Annotated in this window: 20 protein-coding genes; 10 read left to right on the forward strand and 10 right to left on the reverse strand. The window is 45.0% G+C overall.

Going from position 1 to position 25,270, the window contains the following annotated elements:
- The first annotated feature begins 321 nt into the window (after window positions 1-321).
- Window positions 322-1,257, forward strand: a complete 936-nt coding sequence (gene hslO, locus RTP55_RS06465) for an Hsp33 family molecular chaperone HslO (RefSeq protein ID WP_201665837.1) — start codon at window positions 322-324, stop codon at window positions 1,255-1,257.
- A gap of 233 nt (window positions 1,258-1,490) precedes the next feature.
- Window positions 1,491-1,712 (forward strand): dodecin family protein, encoded by a 222-nt coding sequence (locus tag RTP55_RS06470; protein WP_065253328.1) that lies wholly within the window; start codon window positions 1,491-1,493, stop codon window positions 1,710-1,712.
- Window positions 1,713-1,770: 58 nt separating this feature from the next.
- Here RTP55_RS06470 and topA read toward each other — a convergent pair whose 3' ends face one another.
- From topA to RTP55_RS06485, 3 genes are read right to left on the reverse strand one after another with little or no spacing between them, the layout of a single operon-like run.
- Window positions 1,771-4,539, reverse strand: coding sequence for a type I DNA topoisomerase (topA, locus tag RTP55_RS06475; RefSeq protein WP_312385051.1), 2,769 nt, complete (start codon window positions 4,537-4,539; stop codon window positions 1,771-1,773).
- Window positions 4,540-4,586: 47 nt separating this feature from the next.
- On the reverse strand, window positions 4,587-5,087 hold the full coding sequence (locus RTP55_RS06480) for a hypothetical protein (protein ID WP_095355881.1): 501 nt from the start codon (window positions 5,085-5,087) through the stop codon (window positions 4,587-4,589).
- 8 nt (window positions 5,088-5,095) lie between these two features.
- Window positions 5,096-5,851: a ParA family protein gene (locus tag RTP55_RS06485; RefSeq protein WP_312385053.1), complete on the reverse strand. Its 756-nt coding sequence runs from the start codon at window positions 5,849-5,851 to the stop codon at window positions 5,096-5,098.
- 241 nt (window positions 5,852-6,092) lie between these two features.
- Between RTP55_RS06485 and RTP55_RS06490 the strand changes: the two genes are divergently transcribed.
- Window positions 6,093-6,743 carry a DUF2799 domain-containing protein gene (locus tag RTP55_RS06490; protein WP_312385055.1) on the forward strand — a complete coding sequence of 217 codons (651 nt, stop codon included), beginning with the start codon at window positions 6,093-6,095 and terminating at the stop codon, window positions 6,741-6,743.
- 256 nt (window positions 6,744-6,999) lie between these two features.
- On the opposite strand, the gene ttcA is transcribed toward RTP55_RS06490, so the two are convergent.
- Window positions 7,000-8,220 carry a tRNA 2-thiocytidine(32) synthetase TtcA gene (gene ttcA, locus RTP55_RS06495; protein ID WP_409418422.1) on the reverse strand — a complete coding sequence of 407 codons (1,221 nt, stop codon included), beginning with the start codon at window positions 8,218-8,220 and terminating at the stop codon, window positions 7,000-7,002.
- Between the two features lie 257 nt (window positions 8,221-8,477).
- Window positions 8,478-9,704 carry an AI-2E family transporter gene (locus tag RTP55_RS06500; protein WP_312385056.1) on the reverse strand — a complete coding sequence of 409 codons (1,227 nt, stop codon included), beginning with the start codon at window positions 9,702-9,704 and terminating at the stop codon, window positions 8,478-8,480.
- A gap of 314 nt (window positions 9,705-10,018) precedes the next feature.
- Between RTP55_RS06500 and purM the strand changes: the two genes are divergently transcribed.
- Together purM and purN are read left to right on the forward strand one after the other, a co-directional pair.
- The gene (gene purM / locus RTP55_RS06505; protein ID WP_312385058.1) at window positions 10,019-11,065 is read left to right on the forward strand and encodes a phosphoribosylformylglycinamidine cyclo-ligase; all 1,047 of its coding nucleotides are present in this window, start codon (window positions 10,019-10,021) and stop codon (window positions 11,063-11,065) included.
- Between the two features lie 159 nt (window positions 11,066-11,224).
- Entirely contained in the window at window positions 11,225-11,917 is a 693-nt protein-coding gene (gene purN, locus RTP55_RS06510; RefSeq protein WP_143351111.1) for a phosphoribosylglycinamide formyltransferase, read from the forward strand.
- A gap of 69 nt (window positions 11,918-11,986) precedes the next feature.
- Here purN and ubiA read toward each other — a convergent pair whose 3' ends face one another.
- From ubiA to RTP55_RS06525, 3 genes are all read right to left on the reverse strand, one after another.
- Complete coding sequence (gene ubiA / locus RTP55_RS06515; protein ID WP_312385062.1) at window positions 11,987-12,898, reverse strand: 4-hydroxybenzoate octaprenyltransferase; 912 nt, start codon at window positions 12,896-12,898, stop codon at window positions 11,987-11,989.
- A 111-nt stretch (window positions 12,899-13,009) separates the two neighbouring features.
- Entirely contained in the window at window positions 13,010-13,834 is an 825-nt protein-coding gene (locus tag RTP55_RS06520) for a methyltransferase domain-containing protein (protein ID WP_312385065.1), read from the reverse strand.
- A 16-nt stretch (window positions 13,835-13,850) separates the two neighbouring features.
- Window positions 13,851-14,666 (reverse strand): oxygen-binding di-iron domain-containing protein, encoded by an 816-nt coding sequence (locus RTP55_RS06525; protein ID WP_312385067.1) that lies wholly within the window; start codon window positions 14,664-14,666, stop codon window positions 13,851-13,853.
- Window positions 14,667-15,011: 345 nt separating this feature from the next.
- Here RTP55_RS06525 and tsaB point away from each other — a divergent pair, with 345 nt between their 5' ends.
- From tsaB to RTP55_RS06540, 3 genes are all read left to right on the forward strand, one after another.
- The gene (tsaB, locus tag RTP55_RS06530) at window positions 15,012-15,683 is read left to right on the forward strand and encodes a tRNA (adenosine(37)-N6)-threonylcarbamoyltransferase complex dimerization subunit type 1 TsaB (RefSeq protein WP_312385069.1); all 672 of its coding nucleotides are present in this window, start codon (window positions 15,012-15,014) and stop codon (window positions 15,681-15,683) included.
- Window positions 15,684-15,796: 113 nt separating this feature from the next.
- Window positions 15,797-16,633 carry an undecaprenyl-diphosphate phosphatase gene (locus RTP55_RS06535; protein WP_284034697.1) on the forward strand — a complete coding sequence of 279 codons (837 nt, stop codon included), beginning with the start codon at window positions 15,797-15,799 and terminating at the stop codon, window positions 16,631-16,633.
- A gap of 6 nt (window positions 16,634-16,639) precedes the next feature.
- Window positions 16,640-17,440, forward strand: a complete 801-nt coding sequence (locus tag RTP55_RS06540; protein ID WP_312385071.1) for a class I SAM-dependent methyltransferase — start codon at window positions 16,640-16,642, stop codon at window positions 17,438-17,440.
- A 70-nt stretch (window positions 17,441-17,510) separates the two neighbouring features.
- On the opposite strand, the gene RTP55_RS06545 is transcribed toward RTP55_RS06540, so the two are convergent.
- Together RTP55_RS06545 and secA are read right to left on the reverse strand one after the other, a co-directional pair.
- Window positions 17,511-17,936 carry a hypothetical protein gene (locus RTP55_RS06545; protein WP_284034699.1) on the reverse strand — a complete coding sequence of 142 codons (426 nt, stop codon included), beginning with the start codon at window positions 17,934-17,936 and terminating at the stop codon, window positions 17,511-17,513.
- A gap of 115 nt (window positions 17,937-18,051) precedes the next feature.
- The gene (gene secA / locus RTP55_RS06550) at window positions 18,052-20,862 is read right to left on the reverse strand and encodes a preprotein translocase subunit SecA (protein WP_312385073.1); all 2,811 of its coding nucleotides are present in this window, start codon (window positions 20,860-20,862) and stop codon (window positions 18,052-18,054) included.
- Window positions 20,863-21,140: 278 nt separating this feature from the next.
- Between secA and RTP55_RS06555 the strand changes: the two genes are divergently transcribed.
- Both RTP55_RS06555 and mutS read left to right on the forward strand, forming a co-directional pair.
- Window positions 21,141-22,151, forward strand: coding sequence for an adenosine deaminase (locus tag RTP55_RS06555; protein WP_409418423.1), 1,011 nt, complete (start codon window positions 21,141-21,143; stop codon window positions 22,149-22,151).
- Between the two features lie 147 nt (window positions 22,152-22,298).
- Window positions 22,299-25,226 carry a DNA mismatch repair protein MutS gene (gene mutS / locus RTP55_RS06560; RefSeq protein ID WP_312385075.1) on the forward strand — a complete coding sequence of 976 codons (2,928 nt, stop codon included), beginning with the start codon at window positions 22,299-22,301 and terminating at the stop codon, window positions 25,224-25,226.
- Window positions 25,227-25,270: the final 44 nt, after the last annotated feature.

Raw genomic sequence — 25,270 nt, forward strand, 5'->3', positions numbered from 1 at the left:
CTATTCTATCTTATTTGCTACGATTTTTTGGTCTAGTTTTCTGGGAGTATTATAATCCTTCCTTGTCCTTCATCATCCCTCATTGCACCCATTAAAATCTGGCAAAACCTTGCACAATGACTGATAAAAAATAGTTAAGGATATTCAAAAGATTTCAAATGTGAGTTTATAGTAATTTACTTTTCTGTGTTGTGACAATAGATTTACAAAAAATATTTTTTTCATCATCGACAATTTTTTTACCATTTTTTTGCTATTTTGTATTTTATCCCCATTTATAGCTCAATAAATTGATTAAAACTCACTTAACATAGGTTATTTATGACAACAGCGACTCAAGCACTTCACGATTTTGATATGCGCCAACGTTTTTATTTTGAGCAAAGCCCTGTACGCGGTGACGTGGTACGAATCAACGACAGCCTACAGACGATATTGCAGCAAAAAGATTACCCAGTTGCCCTGCAAAAACTACTTGGGGAAATGTTGGTCGCGGCAAGCTTGCTGATTGGCACCTTAAAAATTGAAGGTCGTCTATCCATTCAATTGCAAAATTCAGGCGCAGCCACTGACCCTGAACAGGACAGCTTAACTTGGGCGATGGCAGAGTGCGACCACCAAGGTCACATTCGCGGTCTTGCAGAGTGGACAGGCGAATGGCAATCCGCACAAACGGCAAATGATGCCTTTGCCAAACTTGGTAAAGTCGGTGAAGGGGTGTTATTTATTAATATCCAACCTGATGCCACGTATGGCACACAAGCAGAAGGTTATCAAGGCATTGTTGAGCGTGTGGCAGATAACTTGGCGGATTGTTTGGCACATTACCAACAGCAATCCGTGCAGATTCCTACCTTAATCAACTTGGCTTGTGATGGTGAGCAAGCGGGCGGTATCGTGCTACAGTTGCTACCACGTACCACAGAAGAAGAGCATGAGACGGTGGATAATGACTTGTTCCCGCGCTTAAAAATCTTAACCAAAACGCTAAAAGCTGAAGAATTAACCACCTTACCAGCCGATGAGATTTTATATCGATTGTATCATGAAGAAGACGTGGTGACGGCTGAGCCTATGCCGTTGACCTTTGCTTGTACTTGCTCACAGCAGAAAAGTGAATCGGCAATTTTTCAGTTGGGCAAACCAGCTGCATTAGAAATCGCTAATGAGCATGGGGGCGCGGTGGCGTTAGATTGTGGTTTCTGCGGACATGTTTACCGTTTTGATCACAAAGATATTGAAATGATTTTTGCTTAATTTAATGGATTGCATAGCTACTTTTACATCATTTAAAATAGCGCAATATTGGTTACGCTTCTAGTTGATGTGATAGCCAAAACTAATACTAAAGTTACAAGTTAACTTTGGTATTTTTTTGCATATTTGATAAGTTATAAGCATCAAGTTTGCGATAACTTAAGTTAAACTTGATAAGTTTTAGATTAAAAATTAATTAGGAAAATAATATAATAGAAAATAAGGATATCGTTATGTCAGTGGCAAAAAATATTGAAATTAGTAGCAGCTCAACGGTAAGTTTTGAAGATGCGATCAAAAAAGGCATTACACAAGTCAACAAAACGGTTAATAACGTGGAAGGTGCTTGGATTAAAGAGCAAAAAGTACGCATTAGTGATGGTAATATCACTAGCTATAACGTGATGATGATTGTTAGCTTTGTAATTGAAGATGACAGCACTGATTTAAAATAAAGATTTTATTTATCCATAAAAAACCCTAGCATAGGCTAGGGTTTTTTGTTGGTTGCCATTACTCTTCCACCCATTTGCCTTTTCGATAAACCAAGGCAAATTTAGTCGCTTTTCCATCTTTTTCTGAGCCGATATATTGCTCTGCATTTTTACGACTCCAACGCAAAATCGTAGGATTGCCCTCATTGTCGGTATCTGGCGCGGTAAATAAATACTGGAATTTATCTTCCAACTGATCTTGTATCGCGCGTAATTCTGACAGTTTTGGTGGGCGCGTCTCTCGCACTTTGGGAAATTTTGAGGCTGCCAAGAATAATCCTGCTGCTCCTTCACGCAAAATATAATGGTCATCAAATTTTTGCGACTTGAGTTCTGGCATAGGGATTGCGGTCATGCGTGGTGGCGCTGCATCGCCATTTTTTAGCACTTTACGGGTATTATCACACTGCTGACAGGCAAAATAGGCGCCGAAACGTCCAGTTTTGAGCACCATTTGCCCATCGCATTTATCACAAGGTATGGTAGGCACATCATCATTGCCTGCGGTTTCAAAGACGCCTTTTTCTAATAGATAGCCATCACAGTCAGGATTGTTACCACAGACATGGAGTTTTAACCCGCCATCGACGATATACCCATCCATCGCGGTATGGCATTTCGGGCAGCGTTTTTTCTCAAGTAGCGCTTGTATCTCGTCGTTGTTGTCCGCGTCGTCCTCACCGAGATTTTGGCTCTCTTTACTGGTTTGGCTATGAAAGGCTTCCACAGGCATCAAATTTTTGGTGCCTTTACAACGCTCTTTGGGGGGTAAATTATAGCCGGTACAACCCAAAAACACCCCTGTAGAGCCTGTACGGATCTGCATTGGGCGCTGACATAAGTCACAATGAATATCTGGGACATCGGTTGGGTCATTAGGCTTCATGCCGTCTTCGTCTTTGGCACGCTCTAACTTGCCTTTAAAATCGCCATAAAAATCATCCAGCACTTTTTTCCAGTTTTGCTGACCTTCAGCGACTTCATCTAGGTTTTCTTCAAGCCCAGCGGTAAAAGTATAGTCCATCAAATGCGGAAAGCTGTTAACCAATCTGTCAGTGACAATATCACCCATTTTTTCGGCGAATAAACGTTTGTTTTCTACCTTGACATAACCACGTTCTTGAATGGTTGAGATGATAGCGGCATACGTGGACGGACGACCAATCCCACGTTTTTCCAGTTCTTTGACTAGGCTTGCTTCAGTATAGCGTGCCGGTGGCTTGGTAAAATGTTGGGTAGGCTCGATACTATCGACCACCAATTTTTCCCCAATTTTTACATCAGGTAATAGATTGTCTTCATTTTTGGCCGGGGGCTGTACTTTGGTGTACCCATCAAAGGTCATCACCCGACCTTTGGCTCTAAGCTCAACCTCACCAGCATTGACAATCAACGTCATGGATTGGTACTGCGCAGGTGGCATCTGACACGCCACAAACTGGCGCCAAATCAGCTCATATAAACGCTGGGCATCGCGCTCCATGTCTTTTAGCGAGGCAGATTGTACAAGTACGTCTGAGGGGCGAATCGCTTCGTGCGCTTCTTGGGCGTTTTGCTTGTTGCCATACACATTGGGCGATTTTGGGACATATTTTGTGCCGTATTGTTTGTCGATAAAGCCGCGCACACTGGTGAGTGCATCCGCTGACAAAAAAGTACTGTCGGTTCGCATATAGGTGATATGACCTGCTTCATACAGGCGCTGAGCTAGCATCATGGTTTTTTTGACAGGGAAACCAAGGCGGGTACTGGCGGCTTGTTGCAGTGTCGAGGTGATAAAGGGTGCAGACGGTTTTGATTGGGTGGGTTTTTCTTCCCGATCCGCCACGATAAAATCGGATGTTTCAAGCAATGCAACAACGGCATGGGTCTGTGCTTCGTTTTCTAGCGACAGGGGTTTGCCTGCTTTTTTTACCGCTTCTAGGCGAATGGTCTCATGTTTGGCTTGCTGGCTGTGAGTATTGCTGTGGATTTCCCAATATTCCACTGGAGTAAAAGCGCGAATTTCACGTTCACGCTCCACCACTAGACGCGTGGCGACAGATTGTACTCGCCCTGCCGACAGTCCGCGCGCTACTTTTTGCCATAGCAATGGCGATACCATGAAACCAACGACACGGTCTAAAAATCGTCTAGCTTGCTGCGCGTTGACACGGTCATAGTTTAGCTTGGTGGGGCTTTTAAAGGCATTTTGAATCGCGTTTTTGGTGATTTCGTTAAATACCACACGGCTGTATTTGTCATCACTGCCACCGATAACTTCTTTAAGATGCCAGGCAATCGCTTCCCCTTCTCTATCCAAGTCGGTTGCAAGATAAATTTCTTTGGCATCTTTGGCAAGGGATTTTAATTCTTTAATCACTTTAACTTTGCTGGGTAGAATTTCATAATGTGCCACCCAGTCGTGCTCGGGGTCAATCCCCATGCGCCGTACCAAGGCTTGCTGCGCTTTTTGCTCTTTGGTGAGCTTGGTATCCGACTTCTCATCGGTTTTTGCTGCGCCAGAACCCGACACAGGTAAATCACGCACGTGCCCCACACTAGAGCGGACGATAAAATCATCTCCCAGATACTTATTGATGGTTTTGGCTTTGGCAGGGGATTCAACAATCACCAAGGCTTTGCCTTGCCCCGACGTTTTAGGCGTTGTTTTTGATGCTTTTGATACGGCTGTTGATTTGGGCGCGGCGGCTTTGGTTGCGGCTTTTTGGGCGGCTTTCGTGTCTGCTTTTGTATCAGCCGTATCCGTGGTTTTGGTTGATTTTCTCGCTGTCGGTGTTTTACTCATGTTGGGTTCACAAAATCATTAAAAAGGGTAAGTTAAAATACGAAAAGTTAGTTATTCTGCACCAATTTGGCATAATCATGCAATTTACTTTTTAACATGATTAGGTCTTTTTCGGTGGTTTCAAGTTCTGATTTCATGCCCAGTTGGCTATTTTCTTGCCAATAAATACACACAAAATTGGCTTTACAGCTTAAACCTTTAACAGTTGTTGCGATGGATGCCGGTAAATCCACCTCCCGATTATCAAGCGCAAAATTAGCGGGATAATGCCCGGTAAAGGGTCGCCATTTGCCCTCAATCACCTGATAATCACAGGGGCGCATCTTCGCGTCCTCAATCACCACGCCGTACTGCGCCATCATGCCTTTACCGCGTTCGCCTGTATCGCCGATAATCCAATCGGGGCATGCGACCAGTTTTGGCTGCACGCCTACGCGTCTGGCTGCCATGCGTAGATTATCACGCATGGTCTCGCGAGCAGAGGGTTTTAACCCCATGATACTACCGACAATAAACACCCCGATGGCGATGGCTATCCATATTCCCATTGATTATATTACTCGTACCAGCTGCTATTTTTGGATTTTTTAGATGACGTTTTTGCTTCAGTTTTGGTGTCAGCTTTGTTTTCGGCTTTGGCATCAACTTTGTCAGTCGACTGCGGCTCGGAAGCTAGCATATCCATAATCGGCTGCCACTGGGCTTGAATGTCGCGATACGGTTTTTGGCTTTTATCAAAAATCGTCAAGCCACGCTCTGCCAAGGCTTGATAAATACTACGCTCAGATAGCCAAGCCAGTGGCTGCTGCCCAATATCAGCAAAATACGCCATCAGTTTTTCGGTCGGTTCATTGTCCTGCATCAATTGACTACGCACGCGATTGGCAACCAGATAAATATCGACTTTGCCTTTGCGGATACGTTTGATGTCTTCTAGGCTTTTTAAAAAGCGTTTGGTACTGTCAATATCAAAAAAAGCGGGTAAAACAGGAATTAAAATCGCCTTGCATTCGGCAATCAGCTGCTCGGCTTTAGTGCCTGATAATGCACCTGGGGCATCAATAATCAGCCAGTCGTTTTTACCCAGGGTTTTTGGGATATCACCGATATCATTGCTATCGCGCCAGTCAATACCGATAATGGCAGGTACGTCCGCTGGGCGCATTTTTAGCCACTGTAGGCTTGATTTTTGGGGGTCTGCATCTGCCAATGCCACTGTTTTGCCTTGGTTTGCCAATGCCGCCGCTAGACTTACCGCAATGGAGGTTTTACCACATCCCCCTTTTTGATTGGCGATTAAAATTTTTTGCATGACCCTCACCCTGTTGATAAAAAATTAATGCAATATCACCACATTAACTCAAAAATTTGACCCTGTTAATTTGACGCTATTCATTTGGTTGTATTAAGTAGCCTAACAAAATTTTAACCATTGATAAATGCTTTTATATAAATAATCTGCTAAATTAAAAAATATCAATTCATTAACGGTTTGATCGGTTTAGCCAGTTTTTGACTGACTAATGGCGACCGTAAACCTCAAAGGTGCCACCATGACGATGCTTTCATTCATAGAGACCTATCACCCAGCAACCACCTCAAAAAAAATACTTGGACTGTTTGCTATCACTGCCTCGATGACAGGTTGTGCTACCTTAGGTGGCGGATTAACACCTACTCAATGCCAACAAAGCAATTGGCAAACCATTGGTTATCAAGATGGTTTACTGGGTCGCAGTCAAGATTATATTCAAAAGCATATCAAGCAATGTGCTAAAGCTAATACTGTGCCTGATCAGCAACAGTGGCAACAAGGTCGTGAAGCAGGGTTAAAACGTTATTGCACGCCGCTACGCGCTTATCAGTTGGGACGTGAGGGCTACGATTACAATGATGTATGCCCACAATCGATGACGCTTGATTTGTTAAAAGCCCATGACGAAGGTTATCTCAACTACCAACGTGAGCAAAGGTTAAATCAACTGTGGTACAACACCGATCCATTTTGGGACTCGCCCTTCTACGGTAGTCGTTTTGGTGGTTGGGGCGGTTTAGATAGAGGGTCACGTCCGTATTATCCGCGGAGTGTACCTAACAACCGCTACCCAAAATACAGCGATACCCATCAGCCTACATCAAGCCAACCTGTTGCGCCTCGCCCCGTTACGACTAGCAATGATGCAACCATAGGTTCAAAAAAATAATCGCGGATAAGATAAAAACAACGCGATAAACTTATCGTGAAATTTTGTTTTGAAATCTCGTTGCGCAATCTCGTTTAGCGATACGACTCGCTGCGTGATGACAATAATTTACAGGTTAAAACTAAAAAAGAAGTTCGGGTGTATTTAACCGAACTTTCTTATTAAACCAATAGCTTATTAAATCAACCGCTTATCACCTCAATAGCCTAACCCATTACAGCAGCCAAAATATCCGTGTGCTTGACCCGCTTGGTTGTCAAATCAAAGGATTGATTGTCGGTATTTTTTGGCTCTCAGCGTTTTGGCTGGCGTTGGATTTTTGAGGCGCTTTGGGTTTTTGAGACGCTTTGTTTTTCTGAGATTTGGTGGGGTCAAAGGTTTGCACATCAGGTGCGGTTGGCACCCCTTTTTGCTGAAGCTGCTCATCAATCTGCCCCGCTTGGATGTTTTCCCCTTCAAATACACGGATATGCTCATCACGCTTTAACTGCAAATTTTCAAAGTCAAACAACTCACGGTCAGCGAGCTGTGACGGTGCGACATTTTGCATCGCGCCGAAGATCGAATCCAAGCGATTCGGGTATTGCTGATCCCATGTGCGTAGCATGTCATTAATCATCGCCCGTTGCAGGTTTTCTTGGCTGCCGCACAGGTTACAAGGAATAATTGGAAACTGCTTGTAATTGGCATATTTGATAATGTCTTTTTCTTCCACATACGCAAGCGGACGAATCAAAATATTTTGCCCATCATCCGATAGCAGTTTTGGTGGCATGGCTTTAAGACTACCGCCATGAAATAAATTTAAGAAAAATGTCGCCATGATATCATCACGGTGATGACCCAGTGCCACTTTGGTTGCGCCGATTTGTTTGGCAAAACCATATAACGAACCACGGCGCAGCCGTGAACACGCAGAACAGTAAGTTTTACCTTCTGGTACGATTTGCTTGACCACGCTATAGGTGTCTTTTTCTAAAATATAATACGGAATGCCATGCTTGGTCAGATAGTTGGGCAAAATATCTTCAGGATAGTCAGGTTGCTTTTGGTCAAGATTGACGGCAATCACATCAAACTGAATCGGTGCTATTTTCTTTAAGAACAATAAAATATCCAGTAAGGTAAAACTGTCTTTACCGCCTGAAATACACACCATGACCACATCACCATCTTCAATCATGTTGTAGTCACGAATCGCCCAAGAGACCAGCTTACGTAATTTTTTTTGTAGCTTACGAAAACGCGCGGATTTGATGTCATCACCTTTGCTGTCAGCATTGGCATCGCCCAAGGTTTGCTGCACCTCATTGTTTAACGCTTCGTTTAAAGCTTCATTGTCTAAAGTATCATTGTTTGACGCCTCATCATCCCAATCATTATCATCAAGCACGTCTACGTCACTCTCTAATAGTTGGGGATTTAATTCAGCGGCAGACATGGTTGCTGCTGGGCTTACAGAATTGTTTGATTGCATAAGATACCTAACTGATGATAAACCAATAAATAAACCTATGATGACGCTATCGGCTATCAACGACGCGTTATTTATTGGAAAAATTGCAAATAAAAAAAAGCATTTAACGTAAGGCAGACCAACTCCTCACAATAAATGCTTGATTGAGCGTATCTATAACCGCCTATCAGATAGAAAACAGAAAACGCCTATCACATAGTCGGCTATTATACGGCAAAATTGCGCGCTTGTAGTCATTTGAATGACATCTTGCTGTTTTAGAAGATATTTTTTATCCGCGCCATCCAACTGGTATTTTCTTTTTTCATTTGCGCCTCGATTTGTTTTTGCTGCTCCTCAAGCTTGATATCCATCAGATTTTTTTCTTTAAATAAACCATATTGGGCATCGCCTTTATAAAACTCAGTTTCACGGTAACTGTCATACGCATGTTTGAATAGCACATTGAGCACAGCGGCGAGCGGCAAAGCAATCAGCATACCTGCAATGCCTGCCAGTGCCGCCCCGGCAAGTACCGCAAATATCACCCACAATGGTGATAAACCAATTTTATCACCCAACAATAACGGCTGCAAAACATAACCTTCCACCGCCTGCCCTACCATAAAGGCACCGACAATTAGCACTAAATGTACCCAGTCCACGCCAAATTGAAATAGCCCTGCAATAATCGCCGCAATAAAGCCAAGGGTAAAGCCAAGATACGGCACAAAACTTGCGATACCCGCCATCATACCGATGATAAGACCGACTTTAAGTCCAATGAGTTGCAATTGCACCGCGTACACCATACCGAGCAACACCATCACTAGTAGCTGACCTTTGATAAATGACATCAACGCTTCATCACTTTCTTTGGCGATACGATAGACCGATGGAATATAACGGTTGGGAATCATATGACGAATTTTTACCAAGCGCTCATCCCAATTATATAAAAAATAAAACATCAAAATCGGCACCAGTACCACAATGCCCGCCACGTTGATTACATTCATGCCTGATAACATTAAATTGGTAAAAAATGAGCGTGCATCGGTGATATTGTAGTGTTCTTTGAGAAAATCGACCAAGCCTTTGGACATATCACGTACTTGCATGGCAGGTAAACGTATGGGTGTGTGAGAACGCACCCAGCCTCGAAGCGTATTGTTATAATAGTCAATTGCCGTCGGTACATACTTCCATGCCGATTGTAACTGCTCCCACACCAGTGGAATGAGCCACCAGAGTATCAATCCAATCATCAGCGCAGTGGACAAATATACCAGCAAAATCGCCACCCAGCGGCGAATGTGTGCCTTGTCCTGTAATTTTTGCACCAGCGGATTAATCGCATACGATAAAATAAATGCTACCAAAAATGGCAAAATTACCGATTGTAATTGATAAATGATATAGCCTATTGCAACCAAAAACAGCGATATAAATACCCGTTTGAAAAATACATCTTTCGTAAATCGATAAGGGGATGGGTTGTACATAGGTTCCTCAAAAAAGCCAAATACGCCAAAAATATAAGGGTAAAGTTAAATAAAAGACGGTCACTGCCATCGTTGTATTTTCGACTAATTTTAGGTAATTTGACAAAAATAGATAGCGCAAACTGCACAACTCATACAAATATTCAAAGCTATGTTATAACGCCCTATCACATTTGTGAGGCTAGAAGGCGTCATCAATGATAAACAGCCTAATATTGCCAGGTAGCAAAGCGATGGATTATTTTTCTTTTTGATGGGAATTTGGGTATAATGCGCGTATTACTTTTCCCAATGATTCTGGCGATAGGAAGACCATGACTACACAACCCACTTCATTAAGTTATAAAGATGCTGGCGTCGATATCGATGCTGGCGAAGCGTTAGTTCAGCGCATTAAATCAGTTGCCAAAGCAACTAGCCGCTCTGAAGTAGTCGGTGGTTTGGGTGGATTTGGTGCCTTGTGCCGTATTCCGCAAGGCTATAAATCCCCTTTATTGGTCTCAGGGACTGATGGTGTCGGTACCAAACTTAAACTGGCTTTACAACTGCAGCAGCACGACACCATTGGTCAAGACTTGGTGGCGATGTGTGTCAATGACCTGCTAGTCTGTGGCGCTGAGCCGTTATTTTTCTTGGACTATTATGCCACAGGAAAACTGGACGTCGATACCGCAGCAACAGTTATCACCGGTATCGGGGACGGCTGTAAATTGGCAAATTGTGCGCTCATCGGTGGCGAGACGGCTGAAATGCCGGGTATGTACCAAGATGACGACTATGATTTGGCAGGTTTTTGTGTGGGCGTCGTCGAAGAGTCGGAAGTGATCACGGGTAAAAACGTTGCCAACAGTGATGTGTTAATCGGTATCGCCTCTAGTGGCGTGCATTCAAATGGTTACTCACTGGTGCGTAAAGTGATTGAAGTCAGTGGTGCCGATGTTGCCACTGAACAATTAGACGGCAAAGCATTAAAAGACGTGTTGATGGCACCGACAAAAATCTATGTCAAAGCCATTGGACACCTGCAAAAAACCTTGGGCAACGCAAGCTTGCATGCGATGGCACATATCACCGGCGGCGGCTTGACGGAGAACCTACCACGCGTATTGCCCGACCATTTGGCGGCGCAAATTGATGTGAGTTCTTGGACATTCCCGCCTGTGTTCCAATGGCTTCAGCAAAAAGGTCATATCGAGCAGATGGAAATGTACCGCACTTTTAACTGCGGCGTGGGTTTTGTCGTCGTGGTACCGGCAGATAAAGCAGACCAAGCCATTGAATTACTCAATGAACAAGGCGAAACTGCATGGAAATTGGGTGAAATCGTTGAAAGAAAGGGCGATGCGGTAACCTATCGCTAATTTTATCAGCGACTCAATCGGTTACTTTACTATTGGGCTATTTTACCCTTAAGCTAATTTACCCTTTAGTTAATTTACCATTGAGCTAGTTTAAAAGGTGCGTTTTTACGCACCTTAGTTTTTCCAACCTATTGCTTTGCTATCCTTATGAATTTGAACATGACAAACCCTACCCCGTTAAAAATTGCCGTCCTCGTCTCTGGTAGTGGCAGTAACCTGCAAGTATTAATTGATAAGCAGCTACAGCAACTATTGAACATTCAAATCGTGGGCGTGATTAGTAATAAAGCCGATGCCTATGCGCTTGAGCGCATCCGCCTTGCCAATGAGCAACAAGTCAATATTGCAACCGCGGTGATTGAGCGTGACGATAATGGCAAAAAATATACCCGTGTCGGTTTTGAACAACAGGCACTGCAAGAATTACGCGCTTGGCAACCTGATTTGGTGGTATTGGCAGGATTTATGCGGATTTTAACGCCACTGTTTATTGATGGTGTCACCAGCAGCACGGGATTAAACGTGCCGATGATAAATCTGCACCCGTCACTGCTACCCAATTATAAAGGCTTGGACACCCATACCCGCGTGTTACAATCTGGCGAGCGCTATCATGGTTGCAGCGTGCATCTGGTAACCAGCGAACTCGATGCAGGGGAAGTCATCGCACAAGCGGTGACCTGCGTCAACGCGGCTGAAAATGCTAGCCAATTACAGCAGCGCGTCCATGCGATGGAACACCAACTGCTGCCTATGGTGGTGGGGTTATTTGCTGAGCGGATTGTTTCGCTTAACAATAACCAACTCACCAACCGCCTTGGACTCAATTTGCCTATCAAGTTATGGCTATAGTTAAATTATGGCTATTATCAAAAAAAACGCCTACAATCAAATTTAGGCGTTTTTTATGTTTATCACAGTTTATCCTCGAAGTGCCCATACACTCAATATCACGATTAGCAAAAATACATAGCGCCCTACCCACACGTTATCTAAAAATGCGTTAAAGCAAAGCTTACGGTCATAGGTGAGACATTGTTTATTTTGTCGATAAAACATGGCAACAATAGGTAGCAGCGCCAATACTGAAAGCGCGCCAAAATAATGCCAAAACACGCCCGCCAAACTGAGCAAAAACACCCCTTGAAGTAGGCTAATTATCAACACATCGTGTTTACCAAATAAAATCGCAGTGGATTTGACCCCAATTTTTAAATCATCCTCACGATCTGCCATTGCATATTGGGTATCATACGCCACCGTCCAGCACATATAGCCGAAAAACAGCAGCCAACACCAAATATCAACCTCGGTCTGCCCCGTTAATACTTGCGATACCGCAACATACGCCATCGGAATCGCCCAGCCGAAAGCCGCCGCCAAAAACAGTTGCGGCAAATGGGTAAAGCGTTTCATAAACGGATAGATAAACGCTAGCGCCACCGCACCAAATGACCAAATAAAAACCTGCACGGGCAAAAATACTAATAGCGCTGCGCTCACCCAAGATAAAACTAAAAACGTCCAAACTGCTTCTTTACCCGTCAAGCGACCGTCCGCCAGCGGCCTACCTTGGGTTCGCGATACATGACCATCGACTTTTCTATCAGCAAAGTCATTGATGGCACAGCCTGCCGCTCGCATCAACACCGCACCCGTCGCAAAGATTGCCACCACATGCCAAGGGGGGAATTGCTCAAAGCCTTTTGCCGCCAAAAATACCGCCCATAAAGTCGACCAAAAAACCAACTCAATGCCCACAGGCTTATCAAAGCGGGTCAGGTGAATATAGGCTTGTAGCTTATCTTTAAAAGACAGAGTGTGTGTAGTCATAGCATCTTTAATTAAACTAATCAAAAAAGGGGGAGAAAGTTGATGCTAGCGTAGCGCTAGGCAATAGTGTAACGCTAAATGTTAGCCAAATCGTCGATAAATTTGTTACCCTTACAGCTGTAAGCCCATCATCAGCACTTGGTAATCCAGCCCAATCGGTGATTGGTCTTGCAGATAGCGTCTAAATGTCGCCGTATCGATACTGTCTTTGCCAGAGACGGCGCCGCCCATTTGCTTGAGATTTTTTAACAGACTTTTTAAATTGTCATAAGAAAAATTAAACGATTGCTCGGTGTGATAAATTACCGTGCCTTTGCGCTGTTGCCGCAAGGTCTCTATCGCCGCTAGCCAAGCGTGACTGGGTAAAAAATCAAAAACAGGCAACTTGGGAAAGCGCTGACGGACTTCATAAAAAGAGCCTGCCACAGGAATCGCCAAATGCAGCTGACCTTTGGATTTGACAATGCGCCCAAGCTCTGCGATAACGCTTGGCGATGTCCAATGAAGGGCAAAACTACTCATCACCAAATCGGCTGATTGATTTGCCAATGCCATATCTGCCATATTGGCGCAAAGCGCTTGGCTGTGTAGCGTCATTGGGGACTTTGGTAGCGATGAGACTGGGGTAGATGACAGCGGCGTAGACAAAAGATGCTCGACTCGCTGTTGCCAAATTGCAAGCATACTGGCAGCAGTATCGATGCCATATAACTGAGCGGAAGCTAGCGCTGCGTTTTGTAAAAACGTTGACATCACCGCCTGAGTCAATTTTCCTGTGCCACAGCCCACATCAACCACGCACATATCGGTTACGCCGGTATGGTAACGCACAATGAGCTGCGCCAAATGCTCTGCCACCTGCGATTGAATCGGCGTGGCGGCATCGTATGAGTTGGCAAATTGTTCAAAAACAGGGGTAACAGTACAAGACATCATCGACTAAAACAACAAATCAGTCAACTTTAACACTATTAATCAGCCTTGCATAGTCATAATCGTCTTGTGTGAGCAAATCAACCCCACAAGGCAAATTGCCTATCCAATCCAAAAAGCGATTAATCATGGCTTTGCCAACAAAAGATTTGCCATGCTGCGGCACAATCATCTCGACATCTAACTGCCGAACCGCATCTGCCCAAAAACGGGTGACTTTATTACTGACCATGTAGCGCTGATGAAACCCTCGCATGGTCGGAATATGCGCGTCAAAATCTTCCACTGGCACATTCGCATCACCGAGCAACGAAGCCCCCATATCGCCTGAAAATAAAATTTTGCTGATGGGGTCATAAAACTGAAAATTACCTTCTGAATGCAAAAAGTGCGCAGGCAAAGCAAATAACTGGCTTTTCCCCAAAGGCAACACCGCGCCTTCATCTGGTAGCGCAATCAAGCGCTTAAGATACCCTTCTTGCAGACGGTCAGTGGTAAACGCGGAGTTAAGATGCGGTAAAAAACGCTCCCACAACCTTGAGATGACGATATTGGCTTGGGTATGCAGTAGCCAACGTGGCAATGACGCAATGATATCGGGGTCTTGGTGTGAGCCAATCACATAGCGGATATGCTTTATATCAGTATGTTTGAGCAGTGCTAGGGTTAGCGGCGTATAGGTCAAATCCCCACCTGGGTCAATAACCGCGCCGACAGTTTCTTCATCTGAGTGCAAAATTAAAAATTGATTGGACTGAATACCGTCACCTTTTACCAAATCACTAAACATAATGCACTGATGCTTGCCATTATCAAAAATTATTTTACCGCTCATAACCTATCTACCCATTTAACCGACAAATAAAACTTAGACCACTAATAAAACATGCTATAACATACGCTATAAAATTGTCCAGCAAAGTGACTTTGAATAACTCTGAGTGACTTTGCAAACCATTGTTAACCGTTAGCTATCAACTTTAACACATTGGCTTTAAATCCCTAAAAATAGTAAGGATTATAGCACTTTATTGACGGGGTTGAGGGCATTTTTACCTAAATCAATGTTAACTAAATTTTGCTCAAATTTGTTTTTAGTGGTATCATACCAAGCAATTTTTTAGGCAAAATTTGTGTGCTTTAAGCGCATGATTGCTACAAACGGTAAAGGCAATTTGTTATGATTTTGGCACTTGAAAGTGTGTTTGACCAATGCTCAGTGGCATTCGTGGATTTAGCGGGTAATGTGGTCGCTGAACAGACCCTGACGGGAAATCGTCTACAAACCCAGCAAATTTTGCCGATGATACACGCGCTGATGACAGCATCATCGATTGATTGGTCACAACTGACTGCGATTGCTTTTAATCGAGGTCCCGGTGCTTTTAGTGGCATACGCATTAATACGGCGGTAGCGCAAGCCATCGCCTTTGCCCATGATGTGCCTTGTTTGCCTGTATCAAGCCTGCAAGCTATCGCCCAAGCGGCATTTGAACTACATCAACGCCCCCACGTATTGGCGCTGACAGATGCGCGCATGAACCAAGTGTACGCCGCTGAATACGCCATGAGCGATGGTATCATGCACCTTGTGGCAGGTGCTACTGAGCATTTGCTTGATTATGACAGTGTGATAGACAAAGACTTAGCCTTAGTAGGTAACGGCGCAACCTTGGTCAATGCGCAGCTAGGTCAAGCCATCTTTGCCGATATTCGCCCCTCAGCCGTTATCATTGCCAAACTTGGGCTAGCCTTGTATCAGCAGCACCAATCCGTCCCAGCTGAGCTGGCGTTGCCAGTTTATTTAAGAAATAATGCGTGGAAAACTCTAGCCGAACAACAAAAGGCTTAATTTATCGGCTGATTACTCATGTTGTCTTAAGTTTGACTCGCTACCCTTTATCTTGTTATAAGCGCAAAAATTGTTAGCTTTGACTGTTAATAACTAACATTGTTGGATACGTTATGGATCTTATTTTGATTTTTAAAGCCATCATCATGGGCATGGTTGAGGGCATTACCGAATTTTTACCGATTTCAAGTACCGGGCATTTAATTCTTGCCGACTCCCTATTAAATTTTTGGACCAAAGATAAAGCCGACTTGTTTATCGTTGTCATTCAACTGGGAGCGATTTCAGCGGTAATTTATTTGTACTGGGAACGGCTATGGCGTGCCTTGATGGGACTTATTACAGGTAAAGACCCTGAACGTAAAAACCCGCGTCAATTGGGCATCTCGCTGATTATTTCCACCATCCCGATTATGCTGATAGGTTTGCTGTTTGATAAAGCGTTAAAAGCGGCGTTGTTTAACCCAACTGTGGTGGCAATCTCATTGATTGTCGGTGGTTTGATTATCTTTTGGGCGGAGCGCCAACAACACAAACATACGGTCAAATATGCCGAAGCAGAAGATATCGATATTAAAACGGCGATTATCATCGGTTTGATTCAATGTCTTGCCTTGATTCCTGGTACTTCTCGCTCAGGTTCTACCATTATCGGTTCCCTATTTTTGGGGGTATCACGTAAGGCGTCTGCAGAGTATTCTTTCTTCTTAGGGATTCCTGTATTGGTGGGTGCTGGGTTATTAGATCTGGCCAAAAACCATCATATTTTGACCAGCGCTGAAGACTGGACCATCATGGCAGTGGGTGTGGTAGTCTCATTTATTTTTGCCATGATTTTCATCAAATGGTTGGTTAACTGGGTCAGTACCCGTGATTTTACGATTTTTGCTTGGTGGCGTATCGTGGTAGGCGTACTGGTACTCATCGCTGGTATGCTGGGCTATATTTAAATCCCTATGCTATCTCATCAATCAATCCAACTGTATTATGTTGACACTTTGCCAAGCGAGCAGCGTTTGGCAAATGTTGAAACGATACTCGCCCCTTTATCCGTCGATTTACAATTGCAAAAGATTACTAGCAAAGTAATTCAAAAATGGCTGAAATCAGTCGATGATAACAGTGTGCTGATTGATGAGGTAGGCGATGTTTTTGTCATCGCAGCGGGCATGAAAGTCAGCCCAAATTGGCAAAGCCTACAACAGCGGGTGGTCAAAGCGGGCAAAAAAACTGAACTGCTACTCAAAGCCATGCAGCTACAAGCTAACATGACTGTCATTGATGCCACCGCAGGATTTGGGCATGATAGCTTAATCTTGGCAAGTACCGGTGCCAGTGTGACTTTACTAGAACAGCAGCCACTCATGTTTTTGCTACTGCAACTAGAACAGCAAAAAATGGCGCAGCAGCGCAACTGGCAAAAATTGATGAGTCGATTAACGATTTATCATGGCGATGCGATAGAGTTGCTGGCTAGATTGCCAAAAGTCGACCGTGTCTATCTAGATCCGATGTTTCCCGCTGATAGCTACAAATCAGCGGTTAATAAACATATGCAGATGTTACATACTGTGACGACCCCACCGTCGATTGCGCAATCACAACAATTATTGTGGGCGGCGTTGGCACAAATAACCCCACACGGTATGGTGGTAGTTAAAAGACCTAAATCAGCGCCTTTTCTTGCAGACAAATCGCCCAACCTAAGCCTATCAAATGATATCGTGCGTTTTGATAATTATTTGAACCGCATTTAGTTTGAATAGCGTCTAGTTGCCATGTTAAAAAAAAGCTGATGGGTATCAGCTTTTTTTGTGGGTCTGGTTATTATTGACCAACCTTTTGGTTACCGACGGCAGGCGCTGCATCATCGCTGGCTTTTGGTGCATTGGGCGAGGCAGGGGCATTATCAATCACGGTATCATTTTCCGTAATCTTATCCATGTCTGAATTATCCGCGCCGCCGTCATCTGTGGCGTCTGCCTCGGTACTTGCTGGCATCGCATCAACAGGGGTCGCTGCCGTGCCACTGGCGCTGGTAGCGTCAGGACCGGCATCTACGGTGGCATTGGCTTCGGTCACAGCGGCGCTATTTTTTTCATCGGCAGGCGCAGCTGACATTGGTACGGCTTGTGATTCTGCCGCTGACGCTGCCGCGGCATTGTCTGTGCTGTCTGTCTTTTTATCACAAGCTGTCAACGTAAGCGCCGATACTAAACTCAGCATGGTGATTTTTGCTAGTGTGTTTTGCATGGGTATTCCTCTACTATCAATAAATCGCTCAATCCGACAACGTAATTGATAGCCTATATTGTAAAAATTGTTGAAGCCATGATGCGGCTAATTCAAAGATGATAATGATGTCACCTTAAATTTTACCATGGCATTGCTTGTATTTTAAACCCGAACCACATGGACAAGGGGCATTTCGGCTAATCGCTAAGTTGGCATACGGATTGTCACCATTTTCAGCCATCTCTGGACTCGCGGTTGCCGCAGCTGAGCCGCTTAGACCAAATGAATACGTGGCTCGCGTGCGTTGCTGGCTGTTACGCGCAATCATGTCTTCATCGTCACTCAGCTCACCGGTCACGCCATTCATTTCTTGGTGCTCAAAATGCAGACGCATCATCTCGGCTTGTTCGCGTTGCTGGCGCTCAAGCTCAGCGATTTCTTCTGGCGTTGGGATATGCACACGCGCTAAATCTTGCACGGTTTCAGACTTGATAGCACCGAGCATACTTTGGAACAATGAGAAGGCTTCAGATTTATATTCTTGCTCAGGATTTTTTTGCGCATAGCCTCGCAGATGGATACCTTTACGCAGTTGATCCATTTGGTTGAGATGTTCTTTCCAATGCTTATCTAGACTAGATAGCATAAAGTGACGCTCAAGTTGGGCGGCATTTTCCTCGCCCATTTGCTCACGTCGAGCGCGGTAGTTGAGTAACGCAGCCTCGATGATTTTTTGGCGTAAACCTTCTTCATCCAAACGACGATCGGCATCTAGCCAGTCATTGATTGGCATATAAATACGAAACTCATTTTCAAGCTCGTCTTCAAGCCCATCAATGTCCCATTGGTCATCAATCGAGCCGGGTGGCACGAACTGGTCAATCAAGGCATTGTATACATCGTAGTGCATCGCTTCGATAGCTGCTTGTAGATTACTTTCGGCGAGCAGTTCATCGCGCTGCTTATAGATAACCTTACGTTGTTCGTTGGCAACGTCATCGTATTTGAGTAGGCTCTTACGGGCATCAAAGTCGCGGTTTTCCACTTTGCTTTGGGCGTTTTCAATCGAGCGTGACACCATTTTGTGCTCAATGGCTTCGTCTTCTTTTAGCCCCATGGCGCGCATCATATTCACCACGCGATCGCCAGCGAAAATCCGCATCAAGTCATCTTCAAGCGACAAGAAAAAGCGTGACTCCCCCGGGTCACCTTGACGGCCCGCACGACCGCGCAATTGGTTATCGATGCGGCGCGATTCGTGACGCTCAGAACCGATGATATGTAAGCCACCCGCCTCTAGCACTTGTTGGTTTCGCACTTGCCATTCGGCATGGGCTTGTTGTTTCATTTCAGGGGTGACATTATCGATTTTGGCGAGCTCTGCTTGCCAGTTACCCCCCAAGATAATATCGGTACCGCGACCTGCCATGTTGGTGGCAATAGTGACCGCATTGGGGCTACCCGCTTGCGCGATAATATCGGCTTCACGCTCGTGCTGTTTGGCATTAAGGACGTTATGTTGAATGCCTTCTTGCGTCAGTAACTCTGAAAGCACTTCACTGGCTTCAATGGTTGCCGTCCCCACCAAAATCGGCGCCTGTTTCTCTTGAATGCGTTTGATTTCGCGGATGATGCCTTGATATTTGCCCATTTTACTTAGGAAAATTTGGTCATCAAGGTCGATACGCTGAATTGGTTTGTGGGTGGGGATAATCACCACATCTAAATCGTAAGTTTGTTTAAACTCCGCAGCTTCGGTATCGGCTGTACCTGTCATGCCTGAGAGTTTGTCATACAGACGGAAATAATTTTGGAAAGTAGTAGTTGCAAGGGTTTGGTTTTCGGCTTGGATTTCGACCTGTTCTTTGGCTTCAACCGCTTGGTGCAACCCTTCTGACCAGCGGCGACCGGGCATGGTACGCCCTGTGTTTTCATCGACAATGATGACTTCGCCTTCATGCACGATATAGTGAATGTTTTTAACAAATAAATGGTGCGCACGAATCGCGGCTTGAACGTGGGCTAGTAGTGGCAAGCGCGTTGGGCTATATAGACTCTCGTTTTCGCCAAGCTCGCCTTTTTCCACCAAGAATTTTTCGATTTTCTCGTAGCCTTTTTCACTGATTTCGATTTGACGATTTTTTTCATCAATCCAAAAATCCTGCTCACGGTTTTCGCGGTTGCCTTCTTCGGTTTCTGAGCGTTTGAGGCGCGGGATGATGGTGTCAATCAGCCTGTACATAGCCGATGAGTCTTCGGCTTGACCCGAGATAATCAGCGGCGTACGCGCTTCATCAATCAAAATCGAGTCAATCTCATCGATGATACAATAGTTGAGTCCGCGCTGTTTTTTCTCATCTAGGCGAAATACCATATTGTCACGTAGGTAGTCAAAGCCGTATTCGTTGTTGGTACCGTAGGTAATATCTGCGGCATAGGCCTCAAATTTTTCCATCGGGTCTTGCTGTGAGTAAATCACGCCGACAGTCAAGCCCAAAAAGTCAAACAACGGGCGGTTTAATTCGGCATCGCGGCTTGCCAAGTAGTCATTGACGGTGACGACATGCACGCCTTTACCGCTAATCGCGTTGAGATATATCGCAAGCGTTGCCATCAAGGTTTTACCTTCACCCGTGCGCATCTCGGCGATTTTACCTTCGTGCAAGGTGATACCGCCGATGAGCTGTACATCGTAGTGACGCATGCCAAGGACACGGCTTGAGGCTTCACGACAGACCGCAAAGGCTTCAGGTAAAATGGTATCTAGGCTAGTACCCTGCTCAAACTGGGTTTTAAATTCCGCAGTTTTCTGTTTTAATGCTTCGTCAGAGAGGGGCTGGATTTTGGGTTCTAAGGCGTTGATTTTGTCGACCAACTTACGCATTCGCTTAAGCTCACGGTCGTTTTTGGTGCCGATAACCTTGCCTATCATTTTGCCTAACATACGAGGGTTTTCCTAAAGTGCTCAAATCAATAAGTGCAATGACTTTTAATACAATGACGGTTAATAAAGGTGTTCAAAATAAATTTTGCTATTATATATGGGTTTGCTTTTTTTAGATACAAGGTTATGACAGCCTGTGAGTTTGAACCGCTTGCCTCTATTACCTTTATCTTTATCAATCCATCCCCATAATTGAGCTTTATTTTCGAAATTTTCATTGTTGAAATTTTCTTGAAAGATTTTAACGCCATCTTTGCCATTATGCTATTGAGTTTGCTATGACTGCCACATTGACGCCACAACAACTGATTCATCAATTACCCAAAGCCGAACTACACGTGCATATCGAAGGCACGTTTGAGCCGGAGCTGATGTTTGCCATCGCTAAACGCAACCAAATCGATATACCCTACCAAACCATTGAAGATGTCAAAAATGCCTACAATTTTCATAATTTACAATCGTTTTTGGATATCTACTATGCCGGCGCAAACGTTTTGGTCAAACAGCAGGATTTTTATGATTTAGCGTGGGCGTATTTTGAAAAATGCCAGGCTGATAATGTGGTGCATACGGAGATTTTCTTTGACCCACAGACCCATACAGAGCGGGGGGTGGATTTTGCTACCTGTTTTCAAGGGCTTTATCAAGCAAGCTTAGATGCCAAAGCAAAAATGGGCATCACCTCGCATTGGATTTTGTGTTTTTTGCGTCATTTGAGCGAAGACAGCGCATTTGTCACCCTTGAGCAGGCCTTGCCATTTAAAGATAATATCATTGGCGTGGGGCTTGACTCTAGCGAAGTGGGAAATCCACCCGCTAAGTTTGAACGGGTATTTGCCAAAGCTCGAGCGCTTGGGTTTTTGACGGTTGCGCATGCTGGCGAAGAAGGCGATCCCGCGTATGTTTGGCAAGCGTTGGATTTGTTAAAGGTCAATCGTATCGATCACGGTGTGCGCTCGGCTGAAGATGATAAACTCATGCAACGCTTGATAGCGGAGCAAATGCCGTTGACGGTGTGTCCATTAAGTAATCTTAAACTAAAAGTGGTGCAAGACATGGGCGAGCACAATATCAAAACCATGCTGCACCAAGGTGTGTGCGTGACGGTGAACTCAGATGACCCGGCGTACTTTGGTGGCTATATGAATGACAACTTTGTCGCTATTGAGCAAGCGTTAGCGCTATCAAATGACGATATCAAACAATTGGCGATAAACAGCTTTAATGCGTCTTTTATAGGGGATGCTGAAAAACAGCATTGGATCTCAAAAATCGAATCGCTTTAAGCTTTTAGATAAGCTGGAAGAAACAAACTCGAAAAAATAGGCTGGAAGAAGCAAGAAGCAACCTGCATCCCAGCCTTAACCCACCTCACACACCCAACATGGTGCGACAAACGCACCTGTTGCTTAATTTCATAACGTTTAACCATTATGACCCAGACCATGCCTCACAATCTTGACCATCACACCCCCATGATGCAGCAATATCTCACCCTAAAAGCGGATTATCCGCATGCCTTGGTGCTGTACCGGATGGGCGATTTCTATGAGCTGTTTTTCGATGATGCCAAGCTTGCTGCCGATATTTTGGGCATCACCTTGACCCGACGTGGCAAAGATAAACAGGGCAATACCATCCCGATGGCAGGTGTGCCATTTCATTCGGCAGACGGCTATATTGCTCGGCTGATTAATGCCGGGCAAACCGTGGTGGTCTGTGAACAAGTCGAAGAAGAAAAGCCTAAAGACGGCTCAGAAGACAATCCAGAACACAGCCTTGAAGAAAACACTGCCGCAAAAGACTCTGCAGCCGATAGCACAGCCAAAAGCATAACAAAAAAAACCAGCAAAACAAAAGCCAATGCCGCTAAGATTATGGAACGTAAAGTCGTCCGTACCTTAACCGCAGGGACGCTGACCGATGATAACCTCATCACCCAAGGGCAGACGCCAACGGTCGTCGCTATCAGCTTTGCTAAACAGCAAATGTCGGTGGGATTGGCACAGCTGGATTTGGCACAAGGGCAAATCCGTGTGACTGAGCTTAACTGCGACAGTCATACGGCGCTACAAAGCGAGCTTGCTAACGCGCTCGCCCGCTTTGATCCCAGTGAAGTGCTGATAGATGAGCAGCTGTCTGAGGCGTGGCAACATTTTTTGCAGGACTGTTTGAGCGCAAATAGCCCAACAGCCACCCTACCGCCGATTTTGTCACAGCCGCACAGTTATTTTCTGCCAAATAACGCACTTGAACATCTGACCCAGCATCTAAGTGTCACCACGCTGGCAGGGTTTGGCATTGAGCAAAAACCGCTTGCCATCTCATCGGCATCGGTTGTGCTGCATTACGGCAAACAGACCCAGCAAGCTGATTTACGCCATATTCGCAGCCTGCAGCTCGAGCATAACGGCGATTTTTTGCAGCTTGATACCATCAGTCAGCAAAATTTGGAAATTTTTAAACCCGTGTTGGCATCGGGTATTTCGCTGTTATCGGTGATTGACCATTGCCAAACGCCGATGGGTAAACGCGCTTTAGTGCATCATTTGCACCGACCGCTACGCAATGTCACCCTGATTAACCGCAGACTTGATGCGGTTGAACAACTGATGACATTACCGATAGCAGCGTTTGAATTACTTAAACAAACCTTAAGCGAAATCAGCGATATCGAACGCATTGGGGGACGCATTGGCTTGGGTTCAGCAAAACCGACCGATTTGCTCAAATTGCGTCTGAGCTTGGCGCAAGCGTTAGCGTTGTCAAAGCAGTTGCAGCAACATTTTGATTTTACCAACATAACGACGCTAACTGCCGAGACCCCTTTGCTTGCCATGCTTAGCAAACAGCTACCTGACTTAGCCTTAACTGATAGCTTTGCCAATATCCATGCCTTGCTAGAGCAAGCGATTGTCGATGAGCCGCCCGCCCACATCCGTGATGGCGGCATGATAAAAAAGGGCTATGACCGACAGCTTGATGAATGGCAAAATTTGCATGGCAATATCGAGCAAACTTTGGAAGCTTTGGCGGTGCAAGAGCGGCAAAAAAACAACCTGCCCATGCTCAAAGTGGGCTTTAATAAAGTGAGCGGATTTTATTTTGAACTTAGCGCCCTGCAAGCCAAGAACGCGCCTGAATATTTTACCCGCCGTCAAACGCTCAAAAATGCTGAACGCTTTATCACGCCAGCGCTCAAAACCATTGAAGAATCCTATTTATCGGCACAAGGGCAAGCGTTGATCCTTGAAAAACGTATCTATGAAAACCTGCTGGGTCAGCTGAAGTCGCAGCTTGGCGATGTGCAGCGCCTTGCCAAAGCGATTGGGTATTTGGACGTGCTTGCCAACTGGGTCAGCCTAACGCGTTTGCAGAATCGCTCTCATCATAGTAAAAACTGGTGCCGCCCGTTGTTTAATACCACGGATGATACCGCAAGCCTCAATATCCAAGGCGGACGGCATATCGTGGTTGAAGCAGGTCAACAGCGCCAAGCTCACCATCAGAGGCCATCGCTTGACCCATTTGTCGCCAATGACTGTGTCATGGGAACAGCCAATCAACTTGAACGCTTGATGCTCATCACCGGGCCCAATATGGGCGGTAAATCGACCTACATGCGTCAAACCGCGCTTATCGTACTACTTGCTTGTTGTGGTGCATATGTCCCTGCGCAGTCGGTAACACTCGGTCGTATTGAACGGATTTTTACCCGCATTGGCTCGGCAGATGACTTGGCAAGTGGTAAATCTACCTTTATGGTCGAGATGATTGAAACCGCCAATATCATGAACCAAGCCAATGCCAACTCGTTGGTACTCATGGATGAAGTCGGTCGTGGCACCAGCACCCAAGATGGTCTAGCGATTGCGCATGCGTGCGTGAATTATTTAGCAGAAAAAATTGGCTGTTTGACCCTATTTGCCACCCATTATTTTGAGCTCACGGAACTGGCTGAGCGCCACCCCAAAATGTTTAATCAGCACCTTGTCACCCAAGAAATCAACGGGCAGTTACTACTACTGCATAAAATCGCACCCGGGGCGACGCATCGCAGTTTTGGATTGCATGTCGCCAAAATGGCAGGTTTGCCGCAAGCCTTATTAGTTCAAGCGCAATATTATTTGGATAACCAAAGCGAGCAAAAAAGCTTGCCCAACAATCCTTTACCCTATCCATCAGAAGACGAGAAACAAATGGGTCTGGATTTGCAGAGTGCAGCGGCTGATTATCAAACGTTGAAAACTGATGAATATAAACTTAACCAACAACTACAAGCCCTAAACCCTGATGAGCTGACGCCGAAACAGGCGTTAGAATTTATTTATTCATTAAAGGAATTGTTAAAAAAAGCGTAACGCGCTAAAATAATACGATTGTATTTTTTATGCTTTTAACATTT

It is taken from the genome of Moraxella sp. CTOTU47579 (genome assembly GCF_032004885.1).
Lineage (GTDB): Bacteria > Pseudomonadota > Gammaproteobacteria > Pseudomonadales > Moraxellaceae > Faucicola > Faucicola tetraodonis.